The 22421-nt window shown below is 71.7% G+C and carries 16 protein-coding genes; 7 read left to right on the forward strand and 9 right to left on the reverse strand.

Translation table 11 applies throughout. From position 1 onward, the window contains the following. Positions 1-361 precede the first annotated feature (361 nt). Together ACFYPS_RS16950 and ACFYPS_RS16955 are read left to right on the forward strand one after the other, a co-directional pair. On the forward strand, positions 362-1306 hold the full coding sequence (locus tag ACFYPS_RS16950; RefSeq protein ID WP_387325336.1) for a MerR family transcriptional regulator: 945 nt from the start codon (positions 362-364) through the stop codon (positions 1304-1306). Positions 1307-1339: 33 nt separating this feature from the next. Next, complete coding sequence (locus tag ACFYPS_RS16955) at positions 1340-2275, forward strand: GNAT family N-acetyltransferase (RefSeq protein ID WP_354963154.1); 936 nt, start codon at positions 1340-1342, stop codon at positions 2273-2275. A 30-nt stretch (positions 2276-2305) separates the two neighbouring features. On the opposite strand, the gene ACFYPS_RS16960 is transcribed toward ACFYPS_RS16955, so the two are convergent. Further along, entirely contained in the window at positions 2306-3241 is a 936-nt protein-coding gene (locus ACFYPS_RS16960; protein ID WP_354963155.1) for a DUF2332 domain-containing protein, read from the reverse strand. Between the two features lie 149 nt (positions 3242-3390). On the opposite strand from ACFYPS_RS16960, the gene ACFYPS_RS16965 reads away from it, so the two are divergent. Continuing rightward, on the forward strand, positions 3391-4503 hold the full coding sequence (locus ACFYPS_RS16965) for an FAD-dependent monooxygenase (RefSeq protein ID WP_354963156.1): 1113 nt from the start codon (positions 3391-3393) through the stop codon (positions 4501-4503). A gap of 185 nt (positions 4504-4688) precedes the next feature. Here ACFYPS_RS16965 and ACFYPS_RS16970 read toward each other — a convergent pair whose 3' ends face one another. After that, positions 4689-7583, reverse strand: a complete 2895-nt coding sequence (locus tag ACFYPS_RS16970) for a vitamin B12-dependent ribonucleotide reductase (protein ID WP_354963157.1) — start codon at positions 7581-7583, stop codon at positions 4689-4691. Between the two features lie 62 nt (positions 7584-7645). Then, the gene (gene nrdR, locus ACFYPS_RS16975) at positions 7646-8149 is read right to left on the reverse strand and encodes a transcriptional regulator NrdR (RefSeq protein WP_354963158.1); all 504 of its coding nucleotides are present in this window, start codon (positions 8147-8149) and stop codon (positions 7646-7648) included. A 592-nt stretch (positions 8150-8741) separates the two neighbouring features. Between nrdR and lexA the strand changes: the two genes are divergently transcribed. Beyond that, a complete protein-coding gene (gene lexA, locus ACFYPS_RS16980; protein ID WP_354963159.1) occupies positions 8742-9527 on the forward strand; it encodes a transcriptional repressor LexA in 786 nt (261 codons plus the stop codon). Positions 9528-9619: 92 nt separating this feature from the next. Here lexA and ACFYPS_RS16985 read toward each other — a convergent pair whose 3' ends face one another. Together ACFYPS_RS16985 and hflX are read right to left on the reverse strand one after the other, a co-directional pair. Next, positions 9620-11308 (reverse strand): hypothetical protein, encoded by a 1689-nt coding sequence (locus ACFYPS_RS16985; protein ID WP_354963160.1) that lies wholly within the window; start codon positions 11306-11308, stop codon positions 9620-9622. 50 nt (positions 11309-11358) lie between these two features. Further along, the gene (hflX, locus tag ACFYPS_RS16990; protein ID WP_354963161.1) at positions 11359-12813 is read right to left on the reverse strand and encodes a GTPase HflX; all 1455 of its coding nucleotides are present in this window, start codon (positions 12811-12813) and stop codon (positions 11359-11361) included. Positions 12814-12997: 184 nt separating this feature from the next. On the opposite strand from hflX, the gene ACFYPS_RS16995 reads away from it, so the two are divergent. Further along, the gene (locus tag ACFYPS_RS16995) at positions 12998-14464 is read left to right on the forward strand and encodes an NAD-dependent malic enzyme (RefSeq protein WP_354963162.1); all 1467 of its coding nucleotides are present in this window, start codon (positions 12998-13000) and stop codon (positions 14462-14464) included. Positions 14465-14753: 289 nt separating this feature from the next. Here ACFYPS_RS16995 and dapF read toward each other — a convergent pair whose 3' ends face one another. Genes dapF through ACFYPS_RS17010 form a run of 3 tightly spaced genes read right to left on the reverse strand, consistent with a single transcriptional unit; the run spans position 14754 to position 17258 of the window. Further along, positions 14754-15605 carry a diaminopimelate epimerase gene (dapF, locus tag ACFYPS_RS17000; RefSeq protein WP_354963163.1) on the reverse strand — a complete coding sequence of 284 codons (852 nt, stop codon included), beginning with the start codon at positions 15603-15605 and terminating at the stop codon, positions 14754-14756. Between the two features lie 7 nt (positions 15606-15612). Further along, positions 15613-16545, reverse strand: a complete 933-nt coding sequence (gene miaA, locus ACFYPS_RS17005) for a tRNA (adenosine(37)-N6)-dimethylallyltransferase MiaA (protein WP_354963164.1) — start codon at positions 16543-16545, stop codon at positions 15613-15615. Further along, complete coding sequence (locus ACFYPS_RS17010; RefSeq protein WP_354963165.1) at positions 16542-17258, reverse strand: class III extradiol dioxygenase subunit B-like domain-containing protein; 717 nt, start codon at positions 17256-17258, stop codon at positions 16542-16544. The genes miaA and ACFYPS_RS17010 overlap by 4 nt, the downstream gene beginning before the upstream one ends. Before the next feature lie 201 nt (positions 17259-17459). Here ACFYPS_RS17010 and ACFYPS_RS17015 point away from each other — a divergent pair, with 201 nt between their 5' ends. Together ACFYPS_RS17015 and ACFYPS_RS17020 are read left to right on the forward strand one after the other, a co-directional pair. Continuing rightward, the gene (locus tag ACFYPS_RS17015; RefSeq protein WP_354963166.1) at positions 17460-18668 is read left to right on the forward strand and encodes a DUF349 domain-containing protein; all 1209 of its coding nucleotides are present in this window, start codon (positions 17460-17462) and stop codon (positions 18666-18668) included. 424 nt (positions 18669-19092) lie between these two features. After that, positions 19093-20673, forward strand: coding sequence for a cellulase family glycosylhydrolase (locus ACFYPS_RS17020; RefSeq protein WP_354963167.1), 1581 nt, complete (start codon positions 19093-19095; stop codon positions 20671-20673). A gap of 97 nt (positions 20674-20770) precedes the next feature. On the opposite strand, the gene miaB is transcribed toward ACFYPS_RS17020, so the two are convergent. Then, positions 20771-22264 (reverse strand): tRNA (N6-isopentenyl adenosine(37)-C2)-methylthiotransferase MiaB, encoded by a 1494-nt coding sequence (gene miaB, locus ACFYPS_RS17025; RefSeq protein ID WP_387325344.1) that lies wholly within the window; start codon positions 22262-22264, stop codon positions 20771-20773. Positions 22265-22421: the final 157 nt, after the last annotated feature.

Consider the following 22421-nt stretch of genomic DNA (forward strand, 5'->3'; position numbering starts at 1 on the left):
GACCCACATCGCCCGGGCGGTTCCGCACGGGCCAACCGTCCTGGGAGGGCGTACTCATGGCCACCTTCGCCGCGCCCGACGGCACCACACTCGCGCAGTGCCGCGCCCGGCCGGCGGCGGGTCAGTGCAGGCGGCGGGTCAGCGCAGGCGGCGCTCCCGGCCGTCGGCGGCGCCGGCCGGCGCCCAGGCCCGGGTGTGGTCCTTTGCTCTGCTTCAACGGAGGCAACACTTGTCCGTGCTGAGTGTTGCGTGGAGTGAAGCAGAGCAAAGGGCGCGTGGCAGGGTACGGCCGGGGCGTGGTCAGCGGCCGCCGCCGGTGTTGGGTTGAGTCTCCAGTGGGGGGAGACAGCAGGGTGGGGGCATGAACGGGGAAACGCGCTACACGATCGGCGACCTGGCCCGGCGGACCGGCCTGAGCGTCAAGACCATCCGGTACTACGCCGACCGGGGAATCGTGCCGCCCACCGACCGGAGTCCGGCCGGCTACCGCCGCTACGGCCCGGACGCGGTCGCCCGGCTGGAGCTGGTCCGGACGCTGCGCGACCTCGGCGTGGACCTCGCCGCCATCCGTCGGGTGGTCGATCACGAGGTGCCGCTGGCAGAGGTGGCCGCCGCACACGCCGAGGCGTTGGCGGTGCAGATCCGCGTCCTGCGGCTGCGCCACGCGGTGCTCATCGCGGCGACCCGGCGCGGCGGCGGAGCCGACGAGTTGGAGCTGCTGCACACCCTGGCCCGGCTTTCCGGGCATGAGCGTCGCCGGCTGGTCGACGACTTCCTCGACGCCGTCTTCGACGGCCTGGTGACCGTGCCGGCGTACCCGGGGATCATGCGGTCGCTGACCCCGGAGCTGCCTGACGAGCCCAGCGCGGCGCAGATACAGGCGTGGGTGGAGCTGGCCGAGCTGGCCCGGGACCCGGACTTCCGCGCCGGCATGCGGCGACTGGTGCGGCAGTACGCCGCCGACCACGACGTCCCGGGGCTGCCCCGCCCGGATGCTGTCGCGGTGGTCCGGGACGCCGTGGCACCCGCCCTGGCGGCCGGCGTCGACCCGACCTCGCCGGCCGCCGACGCCATCGTGGAGACCGTCACCGGCCGGTACGCGCAGCTCAGCGGCCAGTCCGACGGCGCCGATCTGCGGCGTCGACTGCTGACCCGGCTGGGGACGGCGAACGATCCTCGCCGGGACCGCTACCTCGACCTGCTCGCGGTGGTCAACGGCTGGCCGACGGGCGGGCAGACCGCGCCGGCGCTGGACTGGTTCATCCGGGCCCTGCGCGGTCGGATGTCCGAGCCGCACCCTGCGTAAGCTGCCCCACACCCACACTGAAGGGCCCCTCCTGTGACCACGATCCGTGTTGCCCGCTCCGACGAAATCCCCGGGCTCGTCCAAGACGCGAACGATGCCGGACGCAATGCCGCGACCAGCACCTACCTGACCGACCTACTCACCAAGGGCTGCACGCGGCCGGAGTGGTGCCTGGTGGCCGAGGACGGCGACCGTCTGATCGGCAGCGTCGCCGGGTGGACCATGCCGGGCCACGACATGCCGAGCGATGTCGTGCTCCTGGAAGCCCCCTGGGACGACCCCGACCTGACCGTCGGGCTCGCCCTGCTCGCGGAGATGGCCACCCTGGCCAGGACGCTCGGTGCCACGGAACTGGGGCACGTGGTGGATTCCCCGGCCCAGGCACCACAGTTTCAGCGCCATCCCGAGCGGCGCGGTGAACTGCTGCGCCGGGCCGGATTCACCGTGGCCCGCGACGGCCGGCGCTTCCGCTGGCTGGCCGGCGGGGAACTGCCCGCGCAGGACGAGCGGCTTCGATTCCGATCCCTCGCCGACCTTGGCCCCGAACCCTTCGTCGACCTGCTGGAGGCCCTGCTCGCCGACACCGCCGACGCCCGGCTGTCCGAAGACGTACGCCGTCACGGCCGGCGCAAGGCCGCGGAGCTGCTGTTCGAGGAATCGGCCGAACTCCACCACGAGCCGCAGTGGTGGGAGATCGGGTACGACGCCGACGGCACCCCGGCCGTGATCAGCCTCCCGGCGCACAGCCCCGCCTTTCCCGTGATCGGCTTCGTCGGTGTCGCTCCCGCCCACCGGGGCAAGGGCTACAGCTCGTCGGTCGTGGCACGGGGTACGGCGATCCTGGCGGAGAACGGTGCCACAGAGATCCGCGGCGACTGCGACGTACAGAACATCGCGATGTTCAAGGGCTTTCAGCGTGCGGGTTACGACAACTTCGCCGACCGGATGGAGTTCAGCCGTTCGCTCTGACCCGTATCCGGCATCGACGCCCCGGGGGCGTCAGCCGAACCAGGTCATCGACTGGCCGTGCCCCCGGGTCCACGCCAGCGGCTTCCCATCCAAGGCGAGGACGTTGTGCAGCGCCGCCTCCGGGAGGTCGGGCAACCCGTCGTACGGCAGCACCTCCGGGGCTTCGTTCGCGACCCAGTGCCCGGGCAGGCCACTGACCAGCCGGACGAACGCCTTCCGACGCGGCACGGGCACCTGGTAGAGCACGGAGGTGTGGAAGACCACGAGGGTCGCGCCTGCCGGCGCCCGCGCCGCGAGCGCCGGCAGGTCGTCCACCAGGTCACCGCGGACCAGCAGCGGTGGGTCGGCCGCGGCGACCGCCGCCGCGGCGCGCAGCCGGGCCCGCCGGTGCGCGTGCTCCGGCCAGATCAGGGCGTCCAACCAGGACACGTCGTCGGGGTCGGTCACGTCGAGCGGGTTGAGGTCCAGGCCGGCCCGCCACACCACCTGGGGTACGCGTGCCGGCGGTACCAGTCCGCTGGCCGCGCAGTCCAGGACCGGCTCGCCGGAGCCGACCTGATGCTCGCCGTAGCGGTAGGCGTACCGGTCGGGGTAGAGGCAGAGCCCGGCGGACGCGCCGACCTCCAGTAGAGCGAGCGGCTGCGGCAGCGCGGCGAGCACCGGCAGCAGGACCGCGCACCGCCCGGCCTCGTTCGTCTGGGTGGCCCGAGCCCGCACCTGCGCCTCGATGGCCGACCAGTTCGCCACGGCGTAGTCGTGGAACGCGGCCGGGTCCTCGACCGGGCCGCCGAGCCACCGGACGACACCGAACAACAGGTTCGGCTGCCGTTTGGCCGGCGGAAGCCCGTCGAGCAGGGCGAGCAGCTCGTCGTCGCGGGACACCGCCAGGGACAGCCGCTCGTACGCGGGCGAGACCCCGCGCACCTCGCGGCGGGCAAACCTGGCGTACGCCTCAGCGGTCGTCATGTCCTGATCGTCGCAGCCATCCGCCGGCACGGCACACCCCGTGTCCCCGATGCCAGCCGCCGCCTTCCCCGCCTCGTAGAGTGCGGCGGCGGCCGGACCGTTGAGCAGCAGCTCAGCCGGCCGGAACGGGCAACGGGGAGGTACATGTCGTGCGGGGTGACGGTGTTCGGGTACTGATCGTCGGCGGTGGTGTCGCCGGACTGGCGACGGTGTCCGCGTTGCGGGACTGGGGCGCGACGGCCGACGTGGTTGAGCGGGCACCTGGGCCGGCCGACTCCGGCACCGGCATCTACCTCACCGGCAACGCGACCCGGATGCTCGACGTACTCGGTCTGCGGGAGCCGGTCGCCGACGTCGCCGTGGAGATCACGCGGCAGCGCAGCGCCAACCAGCGCGGACGCCGGCTCTTCGACATCGACGTGGCCGCACTGTGGCAGGGCGTCGGGCCCTGCGCGTCGCTGTCCCGGGCGCAGTTGCACCGGGCCCTGCTCGCCGGCGTCGGCGACGCCCCGATCCGCTGGGGCCGCCAGCCGGTCGCGCTCCGCCGGGAGGGCGACGTGGTCGCCGTCGATTTCGACGACGACAGCAGCGCACGGTACGACCTGGTGATCGGCGCCGACGGGGTGAACTCGACGGTCCGGCGGCTCGCCTTCAACGGTCAGACGGCCCGCGACCTAGGCCAGTACGCGTACCGGTGGGTCGCTCCCCGGATCGACGACGAGCCGGTCTGGTCGGTGCAGTTGGGGCGCGGCAGGCAGTTCCTGACGATCCCGATCAGCGCCGAGCAGACGTACTGCTACTACAACGACGGACCGGTCGCCGACCGACCCGGCTGGCGCGACGAGCTGGGCGCGACGTTCACCGAGCCGGCCGCCACCATGCTCAAGGCCCTCGACTACGACGCCAGCACCCTGCACGCCGGGCCGAACCAGGAGGTCGTCCTCGACTCCTGGTCCCGGGGGCCGGTGCTGCTGATCGGCGACGCCGCTCACGCCACCTCGCCGAACATGGCCCAGGGCGCGGCCATGGCTCTGGAGGACGCCATCGTGCTCGCCGAGTCACTGGCCGCCGCCGGAAGCATCGCCGAGGCGTTGCACGGGTACGAGACGCGCCGCCGCCCGCGTACCGACTGGGTACTCAGCCAGACGCACCGCCGGGACAAGGCCACCGGGCTGTCGCCCGCGCTGCGCGACCTGGTGCTGCGCCGCCTCGGCGAGCAGATGTTCCGGTCGAACTACGGGCCGCTGTTCGCCCGCCCCTGACCCGACGAGCCGCGCTGCTCGCGTGGCTTCGGTCCATCACGATCGACTCGGGTTCCGTGATGTCGGGGTATCCGGGCGAGGATGATGCCCCGATTTCATTGAACCCGAGTCGATCAGGCGGGAATGCCGCGAGCGCGGCAGGTGATCCCTGCCGCGCTCGCGGGTAATACGGTCGATCGCGTACGTCAGCTGCAGCCGCTGGTGGAGCCGCAGCCCTCGCAGACGTAGCAGCTACCGGCCGGGCGCATCTTCGTACCGCAGGTGAAGCAGAGCGGCGCGTCGGCGGCCTTGCCGATCACGGCCTCGAGCAGTTCGGTGCTGGAACCCACGCTCGGAGCCGGCTTGGCGGCGGCCACCTCGACCATCTCCTGCGCCGGCTGCGCGACGGCCTCCGGCTTGGCCGGGGCCTCCACCGGTGCCGAGGACGCCATCGCGGTGAGCTCCGCGCCGGTCACGGCGGCGGCTTCCGCGTCGGCCTCGGCCCGCAGCTGCGCGGCCCGCTCGCTGGCGGTGAAGATGCCCAGCTCGGCGCGGCGCTCGTACGGCAGGAAGTCCAACGCCAGGCGACGGAAGATGTAGTCCATCACCGAGGCCGCCATCCGCACGTCCGGGTCGTCGGTCATCCCGGCCGGCTCGAAGCGCATGTTGGTGAACTTGCTGACGAACGTCTCCAGCGGCACGCCGTACTGCAGACCGATGCTGATGGCCACCGAGAAGGCGTCCATCACCCCGGCCAGGGTCGAGCCCTGCTTGGACATCTTGAGGAAGACCTCGCCGAGGCCGTCGTCCGGGTAGGACGACGCGGTGAGGTAGCCCTCGGCGCCACCGACGGAGAAGCTGACCGTCTCGGACGGGCGCTTCTTCGGCAGGCGCTTACGCACCGGCCGGTACTCGATGACCTTCTCCACCGCGGCCGGCGCGGCGGCTGCGGTCTCGACGGCGGCCGGCTCGGTGGCCTTGTTGGACTTGGCCACCGAAAGCGGCTGGCCGACCTTGCAGTTGTCCCGGTAGATCGCCAGCGCCTTGAGGCCGAGCTTCCAGCCCTCGAAGTAGATCTTCTCGACGTCCTCGACGGTGGCCGCCTCCGGCATGTTGACCGTCTTGGAGATCGCGCCGGAGACGAACGGCTGGATGGCCGCCATCATCCGTACGTGACCCATCGGGGCGATCGTCCGCTCACCCATCGCGCAGTCGAAGACCGGGTAGTGCTCCGGCTTGAGGCCGGGGGCGTCCACCACGTGGCCGTTGTCGGCGATGTGCTCGACGATCGCCTCGACCTGCTCCTCGGGGTAGCCGAGGCTGCGAAGGGCACGCGGAACCGTCTGGTTGACGATCTGCATCGAGCCGCCGCCGACCAGCTTCTTGAACTTGACCAGCGCCAGGTCCGGCTCCACGCCGGTCGTGTCGCAGTCCATCATGAAGCCGATCGTGCCGGTCGGGGCGAGGACGCTCGCCTGCGCGTTGCGCCAGCCGTTCTTGTCGCCGATCTTGTTGCCCTGGGTCCACTGCCTGGTCGCCTCGCGGACGATCGCGGTGGCCACCGGGCTGGTCGGCTTGATCTCGTCGTTGGCCGCCGCGTGCTTGCGCATGACCCGCTTGTGCGGCTCGGCGTTGCGGGCGTAGCCGTCGTACGGGCCGACGACGCCGGCCAACTCGGCCGAGCGGCGGTAGGCGGTGCCGGTCATCAGGGACGTGATCGCCGCGGCGACCGAGCGGCCCTGCTCCGAGTCGTACGGCAGGCCGGTGGCCATCAGCAGGGCGCCCAGGTTGGCGTAGCCGATGCCGAGCTGCCGGTAGGCGCGGGAGGTCTCACCGATCTTCTCGGTCGGGAAGTCCGCGAAGCAGATGGAGATGTCCATCGCGGTGATGACGAACTCGACGGACTTGACGAACTTCTCCACCTCGAAGCCACCGTCGGCGCGGAGGAACTTCATCAGGTTGAGCGAGGCAAGGTTGCACGAGGAGTTGTCCAGGTGCAGGTACTCCGAGCACGGGTTCGACGCGGTGATCCGCCCGGTCTCCGGGCAGGTGTGCCAGTCGTTGATCGTGTCGTCGTACTGCAGGCCCGGGTCGGCGCACTCCCAGGCGGCCTGGGAGATGGCGCGGAACAGCTTCTTGGCGTCGACGGTCTCGATCACCGAGCCGTCCAGCCGGCCGCGCAGGTCGAAGCCGCCGCCGTTCTCCACCGCCGCCATGAACTCGCCGGAGACCCGGACCGAGTTGTTGGCGTTCTGGTACTGCACGCTGACGATGTCGGAGCCGCCGAGGTCCATGTCGAACCCGGCGTCGCGCAGCGCGCGGATCTTGTCCTCCTCGCGCGCCTTCGTGACCACGAACTCCTGGATGTCCGGGTGGTCCACGTCGAGGATGACCATCTTGGCCGCCCGCCGGGTCGCGCCGCCGGACTTGATGGTGCCGGCCGAGGCGTCCGCGCCGCGCATGAAGCTGACCGGGCCGGAGGCGTTGCCGCCGGAGGAGAGCAGCTCACGGGACGAGCGGATCCGCGACAGGTTGACCCCGGAGCCGGAGCCGCCCTTGAAGATCAGCCCCTCCTCCTTGTACCAGTCGAGGATCGAGTCCATCGAGTCGTCGACGGACAGGATGAAGCAGGCGCTGACCTGCTGCGGCGACGGCGTACCGACGTTGAACCAGACCGGCGAGTTGAAGCTGAACACCTGGTTCAGCAGCATCCAGGTCAGCTCGTGCGCGAAGATCTCGGCGTCGGCCGGGCTGGCGAAGTAGCCGTACTCCTCACCCGCGGTGCGGTAGGTGCTGACCACCCGGTCGATCAACTGCTTGAGCGACCACTCCCGCTCCGGGGTCCCCACCGCGCCCCGGAAGTACTTGGTGGTCACGATGTTCGCCGCGTTGACGCTCCACGACTCCGGGAACTCCACCCCGCGCTGCTCGAAGTTGATCGAGCCGTCCCGCCAGTTCGTCATCACGACGTCGCGGCGCTCCCAGGTGACCTCGTCGTACGGGTGGACCCCCTCGGTCGTCCACACCCGCTCGATCTTCACCCCGGCGCTCGCGCTGGCCTTGCTCCGTGACCTGCTTGTCGTCACACCATCCCCCGACATCTCATCCGCCCCCTCGTCCACGCGGCCACCCGCCGCGCTTCCACCTGTCAGCAACACAAACCTCAGTTGGTACGGCCGGCGGTCCCCGCCGCCCCGGCCTGGGCCGCGCCCTCCCGGGCGCGGGCCGCGGCCCGCAATGTCTCGATCTCCTGCTCGAAGTCGGCGAGCGAGTCGAAGGACCGGTAGACGCTGGCGAACCGCAGGTACGCCACCTCGTCCAGGTCCCGCAGAGGGCCCAGGATGGCCAGCCCCACGTCATGGCTGGGGATCTCGGCGGCACCCTTGGCCCGCACGGTCTCCTCGACCTTCTGGGCCAGCAGCGCGATCGAGTCCTCGTCGACGGGCCGGCCCTGGCACGCCTTGAGCACCCCGCCGATGATCTTCGTACGGCTGAACGGCTCGGTCACCCCGCTGCGCTTGACGACCGCGAGGACCGCCTCCTCGACGGTGGTGAACCGCTTGCCGCACTCCGGGCAGGACCGTCGCCGCCGGATGAGCTGACCGTCGTCGGCCTCCCGCGAGTCGACCACCCGGGAGTCGGCGTACCGGCAGTACGGACACCGCATCGCCTACCTCCTAATCATGATCAACCACGGTTGCGCCGGGCACTCCCGGGCACGGCTCGCCACGACGGTGCCGTCCGGAGACGGCGCCCGCCGTGGTCGACGTTACGAGAGTGCGGTCGGCAGTCGGACCCAACCTGTAGGCAACTTACGCCCGTGTCACTACTACATCTAGGGGTTGACCGTATGTCGCTGGCGAACCCGGGTCAAGTTGGCTGGCGTGTCCGGCGCGTCACGGACCATCCGGTCATCCACCCCCAGCGCTCCACCGGAAGACCCAACGCCGGACCCCCGCCGCGGTTACCGGCCAACGGGCCGAAGTAGCCCGCAAAACGACCGAGGATCGAACACCCGTGCTATCCGACGTACCATTTATCAGAACATCCGTACGACAGGAGCGGTTTTTCACCCCGACACGCCGGTGAGAGGTCGTACAGATGTTTGAAAATGACCGATCTCACCTATACGGTCAGGAACAGCCGGGTGCGATGGATCTTCGCCACACGCGGCGACGCACCACCCCCAGCACCGTCGTGGCACCACCGCACGCACCACGAGCCGACGAGGCACCCAGCGCCGACCAGGGAGGACGGACGTGACCGAGGACCGGGCCAGCCGGCCGAAGAGCCCGCAGCAGATCACCGAGGCGGGCCCGCCGGCCACCCGACGCCGCAGCGCCGCGCGCAGCCGGACGGGCCAGCCCGTCGTGCGCCCGGTCACCCCGGTGGTCAGCACCTTCCCCGACCCGGCGACGGTCGACCTGACCGCCCGCCAGCGCCGCATCCTGGAGTTCATCCGCAGCTGGGTGGAGCGCCACGGCTACCCGCCGAGCGTCCGGGAGATCGGCGAGGCGGTCGGCCTCGTGTCGCCGTCCAGCGTCGCCTACCAGCTCAAGGAGCTGGAAAAGAAGGGCTTCCTGCGCCGCGACCCCAACCGGCCGCGCGCGGTGGACGTCCGGGCCCCGAGCGAGGCCATCGACGACGAACTGTCCCGCGCGCAGCGGCCGACCCCGGCATACGTGCCGATGCTCGGCCGGATCGCCGCCGGTGGGCCGATCCTCGCCGAGCAGGCGGTGGAGGACATCTTCCCCCTCCCCCGCGAGCTGGTGGGCGAGGGCGAGGTCTTCATGCTCCAGGTCAAGGGCGACTCGATGCTCGACGCCGCGATCTGTGACGGCGACTGGGTGGTCGTCCGGCAGCAGCCCACCGCCGACTCGGGCGAGATCGTGGCAGCCATGCTCGATGGCGAGGCGACCGTCAAGACCTACCGGCGGCGCGACGGGCACGTCTGGCTGATGCCGCAAAACCCAGCCTTCGACCCGATCCCCGGTGACGACGCCACCATCATGGGCCGGGTCGTGGCGGTGCTGCGCCGGATCTGACCGGTCCGCGGGTGAGTGCCCACGGCACTCACCCGCGCCGCCCAGGGCGGTGCAGTCGTTCAGGGTGCGTCAGGGCACGTGGCCGGGACGCGTCAGTAGCGGTCGCCCCGGTGGCCGCGACCGCCCCCGGGATACTGCCCGTACGGGTCCACGGGCGCGTCCTCTTCACGCCGACGACCGGGCCGCTGGCCCCGGTAGTCCGGCTCCGGCCCACCACGCCGTGGCGGCTCCGCCCGACCGCCGCTGGGCTGGCCACCACCACCGGGCTGGCCTCCGCCGCCGTACACGCCTCCGCCGGGACGGCCACCGCCCGGAGGACGACCGCCGCCACCCGCCGGCCGACCACCGCCGCCCGCCGGGGGACGACCCCCGCCGTAGACGCCGGGCGGGCCGCCCGCCGGGGCAGGGCCGTAGCCACCGTCGGCGGCCGCGGGACGGCCACCGCCGTACACCCCGCCGCCCGCCGGGGCGGGACCACCACGACCCGCGCCGCCGCCGTACGTCCCGCCGCCGGCGCCGTAGACCGCCCCACCGGCCGGCGCGCCACCACCGTAGACGCCACCCGCACGGTCACCGGCCGGGAACCCGTCGTCGGCACGGGCGCCGGGCGGGCCCAGAGGCTCGCCGTCCGGATCCGACCGGTCGGAGCCATCGGCGGTCGGCGGGCGGCGGCGGGCCCGGAGGATGCCGACGATGCCCGCACCAACCAGCAGCAGGCCGATCAGCCCGACCGCGCCGACCAGGTACGTGATGTCGTCGAAGCTCATCCCGTCGATCCAGGACTTGGAGGCGGCCGACTTGGACTCACCGGCATCCTCCGCCAGCGGTTGCGCCGTTGAGGTGGACGGCGTGTAGCTGAGGATGTCGACCGTCTCCTCCTCGGTGAACTGCTGGCCGTCGGAGACGGTGAGGAAGGTCTTGCCGTCCGTGGTGTAGCTGATGGCCTCACCGAACGGGTCCGTGAGCGGCGTCACCCGGGGCTTGCCAGTGGTGAGCGCGCCGACGATGTCGCCGCCGGTCACGTCGAACTCGAAGGCGTCCGCGTAGGTGCGCAGGACCACCCGGGTGCCGTCCGGCGACCGCGCCGCGCCGGTGATCGCGACCCGGCCGAACGTGTTGAGCGGGTTCTCGGTCTCTGTCCTGGGCAGCGCGATGTCGCCGACCTTGCGCATCGGCACCGGGTCGGTGTCGCCGTTCTTCAGCGCCGCCGTGGGGGTGTAGATCTCGGCCTTCCCGCTGGTCACCTTGGTGATGATCAGCGGTTTGCCATCGTTGCCGATGAGCAGCGCCTCGGCGTCGTGGGGCTTGCCCTCGGGGTAGGAGAGCCGGTGCAGCACCGGCTCCTTGCCGCCGGTGACCGGCATCGACCAGAGCGCGACCCGCTTACGGCGCTCCTTGGCGAAGACGTTGTCGCCGGTGTCCGCGATCCAGAGGGTCGCGCCGTTCGGTGAGAGAGCGAGGTCCTCGGTGTCGAACGGGCCATCCCCCGAGTAGCGGACCGGGTCCTTCGAGATCTTGCATTTGCTGTCCAGGAAGAAGACCCGCTTGCGTGCCGAGACCTCGGTGCCGTCGTTGATGACGATGTAGCCGCTCTTGGTCACCACCATCCCGGACAGCTCGCGCAGTCGCTCGTCGGCGATCGTGCACCGCTTCTTACCGGGAGTGACGGCGGGCGCTTCGAGAGATGCGGGGGCGGGAGCGGCGACAGCCACTCCGGCGAGCGCCACGGTTGCCCCGAACAGGCCGAGGGCAACCGTGACCGAGGAAACAACGCGGCGCATTCGGTCAGTGTCGCATGCCGCGCGTTTCCGGGGGATGACGCCGGGGCCGCTCAGCGCCGGCTGCCGGCCGTCTGCCCCTGTCGCTCAACGTCGAACGGCGCCAACTCGGCGGCGAGCGCCTCGCCGACCCGCACGTGCAGCAGGGTGCCTTCCGGCAGGTGCGACGTGCTGAGCACCTCGCCCGTACGGTGCACCCGTGCCACCAGGTCACCCCGGTCGTACGGCAGGACGGCCCGGACCTCCACGGCCGGTCGGGGAAGCCGCTCCTCGATCGCCTCGCGCAGCCCTTCGACGCCCCGCCCGGTGTGCGCGGAGACGAAGATCGCGTCCGGCCAGAGCCGCTTGAGCCGCAGCAGCGTGTCCTCGTCGGCCGTGTCGGTCTTGTTGACCACCAGCAGCTCGGGGAGCCGGTCGGCGCCCACCTCGGCGAGCACCTCGTGGACCGCCCGTACCTGCTCCTCCGGGTCCGGGTGGGCGCCGTCGACGACGTGCACCACCAGATCCGCCTCGGCGACCTCCTCCAGCGTCGAGCGGAACGCCTCGACGATCTGGTGCGGCAGGTGCCGGACGAAGCCGACCGTGTCCGAGAGGGTGTAGAGGCGCCCGTCGGCGGCGGTGGCCTTACGGGTGGTCGGGTCCAACGTCGCGAAGAGCGCGTTCTCCACCAGCACACCCGCGCCGGTCAGCCGGTTGAGCAGGCTGGACTTGCCGGCGTTGGTGTAGCCGGCGATGGCCACCGCGGGGACGGCGTTACGGGTGCGCCGTGCGCGCTTGGTCACGCGTACCGTCTTCATGCTCTTGATCTCGCGGCGCAGCCGGGAGATGCGGTGCCGGATGCGCCGCCGGTCGGTCTCCAGCTTGGTCTCACCGGGGCCACGCACACCCACGCCGCCGCCGGCGCCGCCGCCGCGACCGCTACCACCGGTCTGCCGCGAGAGCGTCTCGCCCCAACCGCGCAGCCGCGGCAGGAGGTATTCCAGCTGGGCCAGCTCGACCTGCGCCTTGCCCTCCTTGCTCTTGGCGTGCTGGGCGAAGATGTCGAGGATCAGCGCCGTCCGGTCGACCACCTTGACCTTGGTGCGCTGCTCCAGGTTGCGCAGCTGGGACGGGGACAGCTCACCGTCACAGATCACCGTGTCGGCGCCCGTGGAGAGCACCACAGCGCCGAGGTCGTCGACCTTGCCGCGGCCGATGTAGGTGGCCGGGTCGGGTCGCGTACGGCGCTGAATCAGCCCCTCGAGCACCTGCGAGCCGGCGGTCTCGGCGAGCGCGGCCAGCTCGGTCAGCGAGTTCTCCGCATCGGTCACCGTGCCCTCGGTCCAGACCCCCACCAGGACGACCCGTTCCAGCCGCAGCTGCCGGTATTCCACCTCGGTGACGTCGGTGAGCTCGGTGGAGAGGCCCGGTACGCGTCGTAGCGACTGCCGCTCCGACAGCTCCATCTCGCCGGTGGTGACGTCGTCGAGCTCGTCCTCGACGGGGACAAAGCTCTCCTGGTCTCGCAAGCGGTTCTCCTGTCCGTTTTGATAAGTAGAACGTAATCCTGACATGTGTCAACGCCGAGCGCACCTGCTATATGCCCGTGCCGAAGGTCGCCAAAAGCGGGGGCGAATGCCGGTCGACCTCGACAACCCGGTAGAAATGCTGGGCGGCGGCCGAGCGGCCGCACAGCTGTGACGGAGGGACCCCGTGGCCATCACCCGACTGCCGAGCGCCGGATTCTCGATCACCATCCGGATCGCCGTGACCGCGGACGCCTCCTCGATCGGCCGGCTCACCACCTCGGTCGGCGAGGCGGGGGCGATCGTCACGGCGCTGGACGTGGTGGACTCCGACCCGACCCACGTGATCGTCGACCTGACCTGCGACACCGCCGACGCCGGCCATGCCGACCAGGTGGTGGACGCGCTGACCGCGCTGGACGGCGTGGACGTGCGCAAGGTGTCGGACCGGACGTTCCTGCTGCACCTCGGCGGCAAGATCGAGGTGACCTCGAAGGTCGCGCTGCGCAACCGCGACGAGCTGTCCCGGGCGTACACCCCCGGGGTGGCCCGGGTCTGCATGGCGATCGCCGAGAACCCGGCGGACGCCCGCCGGCTGACCATCAAGCGCAACACCGTCGCGGTGGTCAGCGACGGCTCGGCGGTGCTCGGCCTGGGCAACCTGGGCCCGGCCGCGTCGCTGCCGGTGATGGAGGGCAAGGCGGCGCTGTTCAAGCGCTTCGGCGGGGTGGACGCCTGGCCGGTGGTCCTGGACACCCAGGACACCGACGAGATCGTGGCCATCGTCAAGGCGATCGCGCCGGCGTACGGCGGGATCAACCTGGAGGACATCGCCGCGCCGCGCTGCTTCGAGATCGAGGCCCGACTGCGTGAGCTGCTGGACATCCCGGTCTTCCACGACGATCAGCACGGCACCGCGATCTGCGTGCTGGCCGCGCTGACCAACGCGCTGCGGGTCGTGGGCAAGCAGCTCGCGGACGTGCGGGTGGTGGTCTCCGGCGCCGGCGCGGCCGGCACGGCGATCATGAAGCTGCTGCTGCGCCAGGGCGTCGGCGACATCATCGCGTACGACCGGGAGGGCGCCCTGCACCGTGGGCTGACCGGGCTCAACTCGGCGTGGCAGTGGCTGGCGGACAACACCAACAAGGAGAACTACTCCGGCGACCTGCCGGGTGCGATCCGGGGCGCGGACGTCTTCATCGGGGTCAGCGCGCCGAACCTGCTCACCGGCGACGACATCGCCCAGATGGCCAAGGACTCGATCGTCTTCGCGCTGGCCAACCCGGACCCGGAGGTCGACCCGCGGGAGGCACGCAAGCACGCCGCCGTGGTGGCCACCGGCCGCTCGGACCAGCCGAACCAGATCAACAACGTGCTCGCCTTCCCCGGGGTGTTCCGCGGCATGCTGGACGCGCACGCCGAGGAGTTCACCGAGGAGATGGCGCTCGCCGCCGCCCAGGCCATCGCCGACGTGGTCGGCGAAGACAAGATCAACCCGACGGTGATCGTGCCCAGCGTCTTCGACTCCCGGGTCGCCCCGGCGGTCGCCGCCGCGGTCCGCGCCGCCGCCCACAACCCCAGCCCGCTGCCGGCCGCCGACCCGGGCCCCGCCGACCTCCCCGAGATCGCCGCCAACGCCAGCGCCACCCCCTGACGGACTGATCGACGCGGAGCCGGCCCGGCACACGCCGGTATCGACGTGAGCGGGGGAGACGACCGGTTGGTGGTCGTCTCCCCCGCTTTGCTCTGCTTCAACCACCGCAACGGTCGGTGTCCGATTACCGGACATCAACCGTTGCGTGGGGTGAAGCAGAGCAAAGGCTTCGCGGTGACCGACCGCGGTCGAGCGCGGCACACGGGCGACCAGCAGACGCGGCACACGGGCGACCAGCAGACGCGGCACGCGGGCGGCAGAGGACCGGACGGGCCAGCGCCGCCGGGCGTCAGGCCGAGGCGGGCAGCGCAGCGAGGTCGACCTCGCCGCTGGCCACCAGGAGGGCGGGGCCGGACAGCCAGCAGGAGTCCTCGGTGACGGTCACCGTGACCCGGCCGCCGGGAACGTCGACGGCGACGCTGCCGGTGTCCCGGGCCGCGTCGCGCAGGGCCACCGCGGCCACCGCGCAGGCGCCCGTGCCGCAGGAGAGGGTCTCCGCGCTGCCGCGCTCGTACACCCGCATCAGGGTGTGCTCGTCGGTGCCGTCGACCGGCTCGCCCGGCACGATGAACTCCACGTTCACGCCGCTCGGGAAGAGCGCCGGGTCGAATCCGGGCGCGGTGGCGAGATTCAGCGTGGACAGCTCCAGACCGGCCGGCAGGACGCAGACCAGGTGGGGGTTGCCGACGTCCACGGCGGTGCCGGGCAGGGTCAGCCCGCCGAGCGTGGCGGTCGAGTCGGCGTGCAGCCGGGGGCGGCGCATCTCGACGGCGATGACGTCCCCCTCGACCCGCGCGCGCACGACGCCTGCCCTCGTGGCCACCGGCAGCGCCACACCGGCCGGCATGGCCAGCCCGGTGTCGACCAGGTAGCGGACGAAGACCCGGGCGCCGTTGCCGCACATCTCGGCCAACGAGCCGTCGGAATTCCAGTAGTCCATGAACCACTCGGCCTCACCGGCCTGCCCGGCACCCTCCGGATGCTTGGCCGCGCGGACCACTCGCAGCACCCCGTCCGCGCCGATGCCCCGCCGCCGGTCGCAGAGCGCCGCGACCAGCTCCGGGGTCAGATCGAGCTGACCGTCCGGGTCGGGGAGAACGACGAAGTCGTTGCCGGTGCCATGGCCCTTGGTGAACTCCACGCCCCCATCATCGCGCAGGAGCGGGCACCAGACGCAGGGCGGCCTCGATCACGTCCGGCGCGGCCGAATCCAGCCAGTGGATCCGCGGGTCGCGCCGGAACCAGGACCGCTGCCGGCGGACGAACCGCCGGGTGGCCCGGACCGTCTCGTCGTGCGCCTTCGTCTCGGTCAACTCACCGGCGAAGAACCGCAGCACCTGCTGGTAGCCGAGCGCCCGGCTGGCCGTCCGCCCCTCGGGCAACCCCCGCCCGACCAGCTCGCGGGTCTCGGCCAGCAGGCCGTCGGCCCACATCCGGTCGACCCGCAGCGCGATCCGCTCGTCCAGCAGCCCGGTGTCAAGGTCGACTCCGAGCTGCACCGACGGGTAGTACGGGGCCGGCTCCGGCAACGACGCCGTGAACGGGGCACCGGTGAGCTCGATCACCTCCAGGGCCCGGACGATCCGCCGGCCGTTTCCGGGCAGGATGCCCTCGGCGGCGGCCGGGTCGGCCGCGCGCAGCCGCGCGTACAGCGGCGCCGGGCCGACCTCGGCCAGCTCCCGTTCCAGCCGCTCGCGCAGCTCCGGGTCGGTGCCGGGGAAGTCGAAGCGCTCCAGGACCGCCCGCACGTACAGCCCTGAGCCGCCGACCAGCAGCGGCACCCGCCCCCGGGACAGGATGTCGTCCACCGCCGCGCGGGCCAGACGCTGGTATTCCGCGACGCTGGCCGGCTCGGTGACCTCCCAGATGTCCAGCAGGTGGTGCGGCACCCCGTCCCGCTCGGCGGGGGTCAGCTTGGCGGTGCCGATGTCCATGCCACGGTAGAGCTGCATCGAGTCGGCGTTGACCACCTCCCCGTCCAGGGCATGCGCCAACGCGATGCTCAACGCCGACTTGCCCGCCGCGGTCGGGCCGACCACCGCGACGACGGTGCCGATCGGGCGGCCCCCGTCGCCACTCACGCCGGCACCCAGGACGCCACGAAGTAGGCGACGCCGTACGGGGCCGAGTCGTGCAGCAGCTCGCCGCGCCACCCGCCGCCGGTCGACCGGGCCACGCCGGCGAGCACCTGCCAGGGCGCCCGGCCGGCGGCCTTCAGCTCGGCGGACACAACCGGGTCGAGATCGAGCAGGACATCCACGTCCGCCTCGGCCAGGGCGGTCGCCACCCGCTGGTCGTACGCGTTGGCGCGCGGGTCGTCGTACCCCGGGGACTTCTCCCCCCGACAGGCCGACCCGTCCCCGAGCACCAGCAGTGCCACCCGGGCACCCACAGCGCCGACCTCGTCGGCGAGCGCGGCCAGCTCGGCGGGGGCGGCGTCGGCGGCCACCTGCACGGCGGTCACCGGCAGCCGCACGGCGTGCCGGGCCAGCAGCCACGCACCGATGGTCAGGCTCAGCGGCAGCACCGCGCCCCGGTCCGGCTGGCCGGGGGCGAGCGGCACGTCCAGGTCGACGCCCCAGGGCTGCAGGGAGCCGGTGGCCGGAGGCGGGACCGGGCCGGTCACCGGGCCGGCGCCGAGCAGCACCACGGTGGACGGGTCGGCGGCCAGCAGCCCGCGTACGGCGGTGTCGCAGGCCGCCCGCAAATCGTCCAACTCGGGCGCGGCGGCGCCCGCCACCTCAGGCACGAGCAGGGGCGGATGCGGGCAGACGGCGGCGGCGACCAGTGGCACCCGTTTACCGTAGCGGGAATCCCCGGTGCGTCTCCGCGCTGATCCGGTCAATCGGGCCCTAGGACACCGTATGGTCACGGTCGGCGATAGGCGCTCGACGCGGACCGGGTCGGACCTGTGACAATGCCGGAAGCAACTTGGCTGCGCCGTGGCGGCGACGGGGGACGGTTCCCTCGACGCCGGGAGAACGAGGATGGGCACATGAGCGACTGGACTGCCTTCGGACGGGTGGACGCGGACGGCACCGTGTACGTCAAGACCACCGAGGGCGAGCGGGTGGTCGGATCCTGGCAGGCGGGAGCACCGGAGGAGGGCCTCGCGCACTTCGCACGGCGCTTCGCCGATCTGGTGACCGAGGTGGACCTGACCGAAGCGCGGCTCAACTCGGGTGCGGCGGACGCCGGGCACTCGCTGAGCACGATTCGGCGGATCCGCGCCTCGCTGCCCGAGGCCCACGTGGTCGGCGACATCGACGCGCTGGCCGCGCGGCTGGACAAGCTGGCCACCCTCGCCGAGGAGAAGGCCGGCGAGGCGCGTGCCGCCCGGGACGCCGCTCGCGGCGAAGCCCTGGCCCGCAAGACCGCGCTGGTCGAGGAGGCCGAGAAGCTCGCCGCCGAGTCAACCGGCTGGAAGACCGCCGGCGACCGGCTCAAGGAGATCCTCGACGAGTGGAAGACCATCCGCGGAGTCGACAAGAAGGCCGATGGTGAGCTGTGGAAGCGGTTCGCCGCCGCCCGGGACGGCTTCACCCGGCGCCGGGGCGCCCACTTCGCCTCCCTGGACGCGCAGCGCAAGCAGGCGCAGACCGCCAAGGAGGAGCTGGTCGCCGAGGCGGAGACGCTCAAGGACTCCACCGACTGGGCGGCCACCGCCAACCAGCTCAAGGAGCTGATGACCCAGTGGAAGGCCGCGCCGCGCGCCTCCAAGGAGGCCGAGCAGAAGCTCTGGGAACGGTTCCGGGCCGCGCAGGACGCCTTCTTCAGCCGGCGCAGCGAGGTCTTCTCCGCCCGCGACAACGAGCAGCGCGCCAACCTGGAGCGCAAGCAGGCTCTGCTGGCCGAGGCCGAGGCACTGGACATCGACGCCGACCCGAAGGGCGCCCAGGCCAAGCTGCGGGACATCCAGGCCCAGTGGCACGAGGCCGGCCGGGTGCCCCGGGAGGCCGCCGCCGGGCTGGAGCGCCGGCTGCGCGTCATCGACGACAAGGTCCGCGAGGTGATGGATTCGGCCTGGCGCCGGACCACCAAGGAGGACAACCCGCTGCTCGCCCAGATGCGGTCGCAGGTGGCGGAGGCCGAGGACCGGCTGGCCCGGGCGCAGAGCGCCGGGGACGCTCGCCGGATCAAGGAGGCCGAGCAGGCCCTCGCCGCCAAGCGGCAGTTCCTCCAGCTCGCCGAGCAGGCCGGCTGACCTGACCTGAGCCTTCCGGAGCCCCGGTCCCGCACGGGACCGGGGCTCCGGCGTATCCGCACCCCGCACGCCGCCCCAAGGTCGCACTGGATCCTGGTTGTAGTGGCATCCACCCCAGGGTGAGACCACTACCTCCAGGATCGAGCACGATCATGCGGGGTGGGAGCGGCAGCCGGGGCCTTGTTGACGCATCGAGCTGGGCTGATGAGAATGGGCGCCGGAGCCAGGTTGGGTCACCGGCACGAGGGCGACGACGGCGGGACACCGCCGTCGGGGGTCGTCGGTGAGCCTCCGCGAGTGTCCCCGTCCGCGTGACCTCGGCCGTCGCGCACTGTCCGCGTACCCCCAAAGGGACCGTGGCGTGCGGACGGCCGCCCGCCCGCGCCGCCCACGGCGGGCGCCGGGCCTCCGAAGTGGAGCTCGCATGTTCCGTCCCACCGCACTTGGCGGCGCGCTGACCGCGCTCGTCACCGCCGCGGCCGGCGTGTTCATCGCCGCCGTCAGCACCAGCCCGGCCGCCGCAGCTGGAACCGGCACCGGGTACCTGCACACCAGCGGCAACCAGATCGTGGACAGCACCGGCACCACGGTCCGGCTGACCGGCATCAACTGGTTCGGCATGGAGACCGACAACAAGACCTTCCACGGGCTCTGGTCGAGCAACCCGTGGCGGGGGCAGCTCGACACGATGGCCCGGCTCGGCTACAACACGCTGCGCGTGCCGTACTCGAACGACGCGCTGAAGCCGGGCGCGACCGCCAGCGGGATCAACGACTTCGTCAACCCGGACCTGGTCGGGCTCTCCCCGTTGCAGATCCTGGACAAGGTGATCGAGTACGCCGGGAGCAAGGGGATGCGGGTCATCCTGGACCGGCACCGGCCGACGTCGGCGGGGCAGTCGCCGCTCTGGTACACCTCGACCGTCTCCGAGGCAACCTGGATCAACGACTGGAAGATGCTCGCCCAGCGGTACGCGGGCAACCCCACGGTGATCGGCGCGGACCTGCACAACGAGCCGCACGCCGAGGGCACCAACCCGGCGGCCATCGGCGCCTGCTGGGGCTGTGGCGACCCGGCCCGGGACTGGCGGCTCGCCGCCGAGCGGGCCGGCAACGCGATCCTCGGCGGCCAGCCCAACTGGTTGATCTTCGTGGAGGGGGTGAGCTGCCCGAGTGGCGGCCTCTCCAACGTCTGGGATAACGACCCGAGCAACGACGAGGATTGCGGCTGGTGGGGTGGCAACCTGTCCAAGGCCGGCCAGTTCCCGGTACGGCTGGACGTGGCCAATCGACTCGTCTACTCACCGCACGAGTACGCCACGTCGGTCTACCGGCAGAGTTGGTTCGACGCGCCGGACTATCCGGCGAACATGCCAGCCATCTGGGACCGGTACTGGGGTTACCTCCACAAGCAGAACATCGCGCCGATCATGATGGGTGAGTTCGGCAGCACGCTGGCCGACCCGAAGGACCGGGTATGGCTGGAGAAGCTGATGGCCTACACCGGCACCGCGGTCACCGGGATGTCCTTCACCTACTGGTCGTGGAACCCCAACTCCGGCGACACCGGCGGCATCGCGCTGGACGACTGGACCAGCATCAACACCACGAAGCAGGCGATCCTCCAGCCGTACCTGATCGCGCCGTCCGGCGGCACCGGCCCGACGCCACCCACCGGCGGGCCGAGCAACCCGCCGACCGGCGCCTGCTCGGCCACCTACCGGCAGGTCAATGCCTGGCAGGGCGGCTTCCAGGGCGAGTTGACCGTGCGGAACGCCGGGTCGGCCGCGGTGAACCCGTGGTCGGTGACCTGGAGCTGGCCGTCCGGGGTGACGCTGGGGAGTGGCTGGAACGCCACCGTCACGCAGTCCGGTACGACTGTCACGGCCGCGGCCCCGAGCCACGCTCCGTCCCTGTCGGCGGGCGGGTCGGTCACCGTGGGCTTCACCGCCAACGGCACCGCGAGCGCCCCGGGCACGGTGCGGCTCAACGGCACCGGCTGCTGAGCTGCCGGGACTGCCCGGATCGCGATCTGACCGGCGCACAGTGAAAGGAAGGGCCCCTTGTTATCGCCGGGCGATAACAAGGGGCCCTTCCTTTCACTCAGTGGGCGGCGCAGCCGCTGGTGGGCGCGGCCGCGACCGCCGGGGCGCCGATCGTGGGCAGGCCGAGCAACACCCCGCGGGTACGCGGGGAGCGGCCCGCCTCGGCGGCGTCGCCGGCCCGGGTCCGCCGGTGCGCCAGCGGCGCGCCGTCGGCGTTGAGGTGATGCGGGGCGGCGTACGTCACCGCGGTGTGCACGATGTCCCCGGGCCGGATCTGATCGGCCAGCGACACACCATCGGACGCCGTGGTCGCGAAGTGCACCAGCCGACCGTCGCGGGCTCGGCCGGACATCCGGCCGGTCCGCTCGTCCTTGCGACCCTCGCCGACCGCGACCAGCACCTCGACGGTCTCCCCCACCAGGTGCTTGTTCTCCGCCCAGGTGATCTCCTCCACGGTGGCGACCAGCCGCTCGTAGCGCTCCTGCACGACCTGCTTGGGCAGCTGATCGTCCATCGTCGCCGCCGGGGTGCCGGGGCGCTTCGAGTACTGGAAGGTGAAGGCCGAGGAGAACCGGGCCTCGCGAACCACGTCCAGCGTCCGCTGGAAGTCGGCCTCGGTCTCGCCGGGGAAGCCCACGATGATGTCGGTGGTGATCGCCGCGTCCGGCATCGCCGCCCGGACCTTCTCGATGATCCCCAGGTAGCGGTCGGACCGGTAGGACCGGCGCATCGCCCGGAGCACTGCGTCGGAGCCGGACTGCAACGGCATGTGCAGCGAGTGGCAGACGTTCGGCGTCTCGGCCATCGCGGCGATCACGTCGTCGGTGAAGTCCTTCGGGTGCGGGCTGGTGAACCGGACCCGCTCCAGCCCGTCGATGTCGCCGCAGGCGCGCAGCAGCTTGCCGAACGCGTACCGGTCGCCGAACTCGACACCGTAGGAGTTGACGTTCTGCCCGAGCAGGGTCACCTCCAGTACGCCCTCGTCGACCAGAGCGCGCACCTCGGAGAGGATGTCGCCGGGGCGGCGGTCCTTCTCCTTGCCGCGCAGGGCGGGCACGATGCAGAACGTGCAGGTGTTGTTGCAGCCCACCGAGATGGAGACCCAGCCGGCGTACGTGGATTCACGCCGGGTGGGCAGCGTGGACGGGAAGACGTCCAGCGACTCCAGGATCTCCACCTCGGCGGCGGCGTTGTGCCGGGCTCGCTCCAGCAGCACCGGCAGCGCACCGATGTTGTGCGTGCCGAAGACCACGTCCACCCAGGGCGCCTTGCGGACGATCTCGCCACGGTCCTTCTGGGCCAGGCAGCCGCCGACCGCGATCTGCATCCCGGGGTGCTTGTCCTTCACCGGGCGCAGACGACCGAGGTTGCCGTAGAGCCGGTTGTCGGCGTTCTCCCGCACCGCGCAGGTGTTGAAGACGACGATGTCGGGGGTGTCGTCGGCCGGCGCCGCGCGTACGTAGCCGGCCTGTTCGAGCAGGCCGGAAATGCGCTCGGAATCGTGCACGTTCATCTGGCAGCCGTACGTCACGACGTTGTAGGTCCTAGCCACCCTCTTGGTGCCCCTTCCCCTCGAGCTACCAGGGTAGCGGCCCCGCCGGCGGGCCCGGCCGACCGGCATTGACCCGGTGACCCATGGCGGGGGCCCACGACGGGCAGTACGCTGCACAACAAGAATGTGTTCTGGGCGATTTCGGGGGCTTTGCACT

This window comes from Micromonospora sp. NPDC005087, from assembly GCF_042872965.1.
Lineage (GTDB): Bacteria > Actinomycetota > Actinomycetes > Mycobacteriales > Micromonosporaceae > Micromonospora.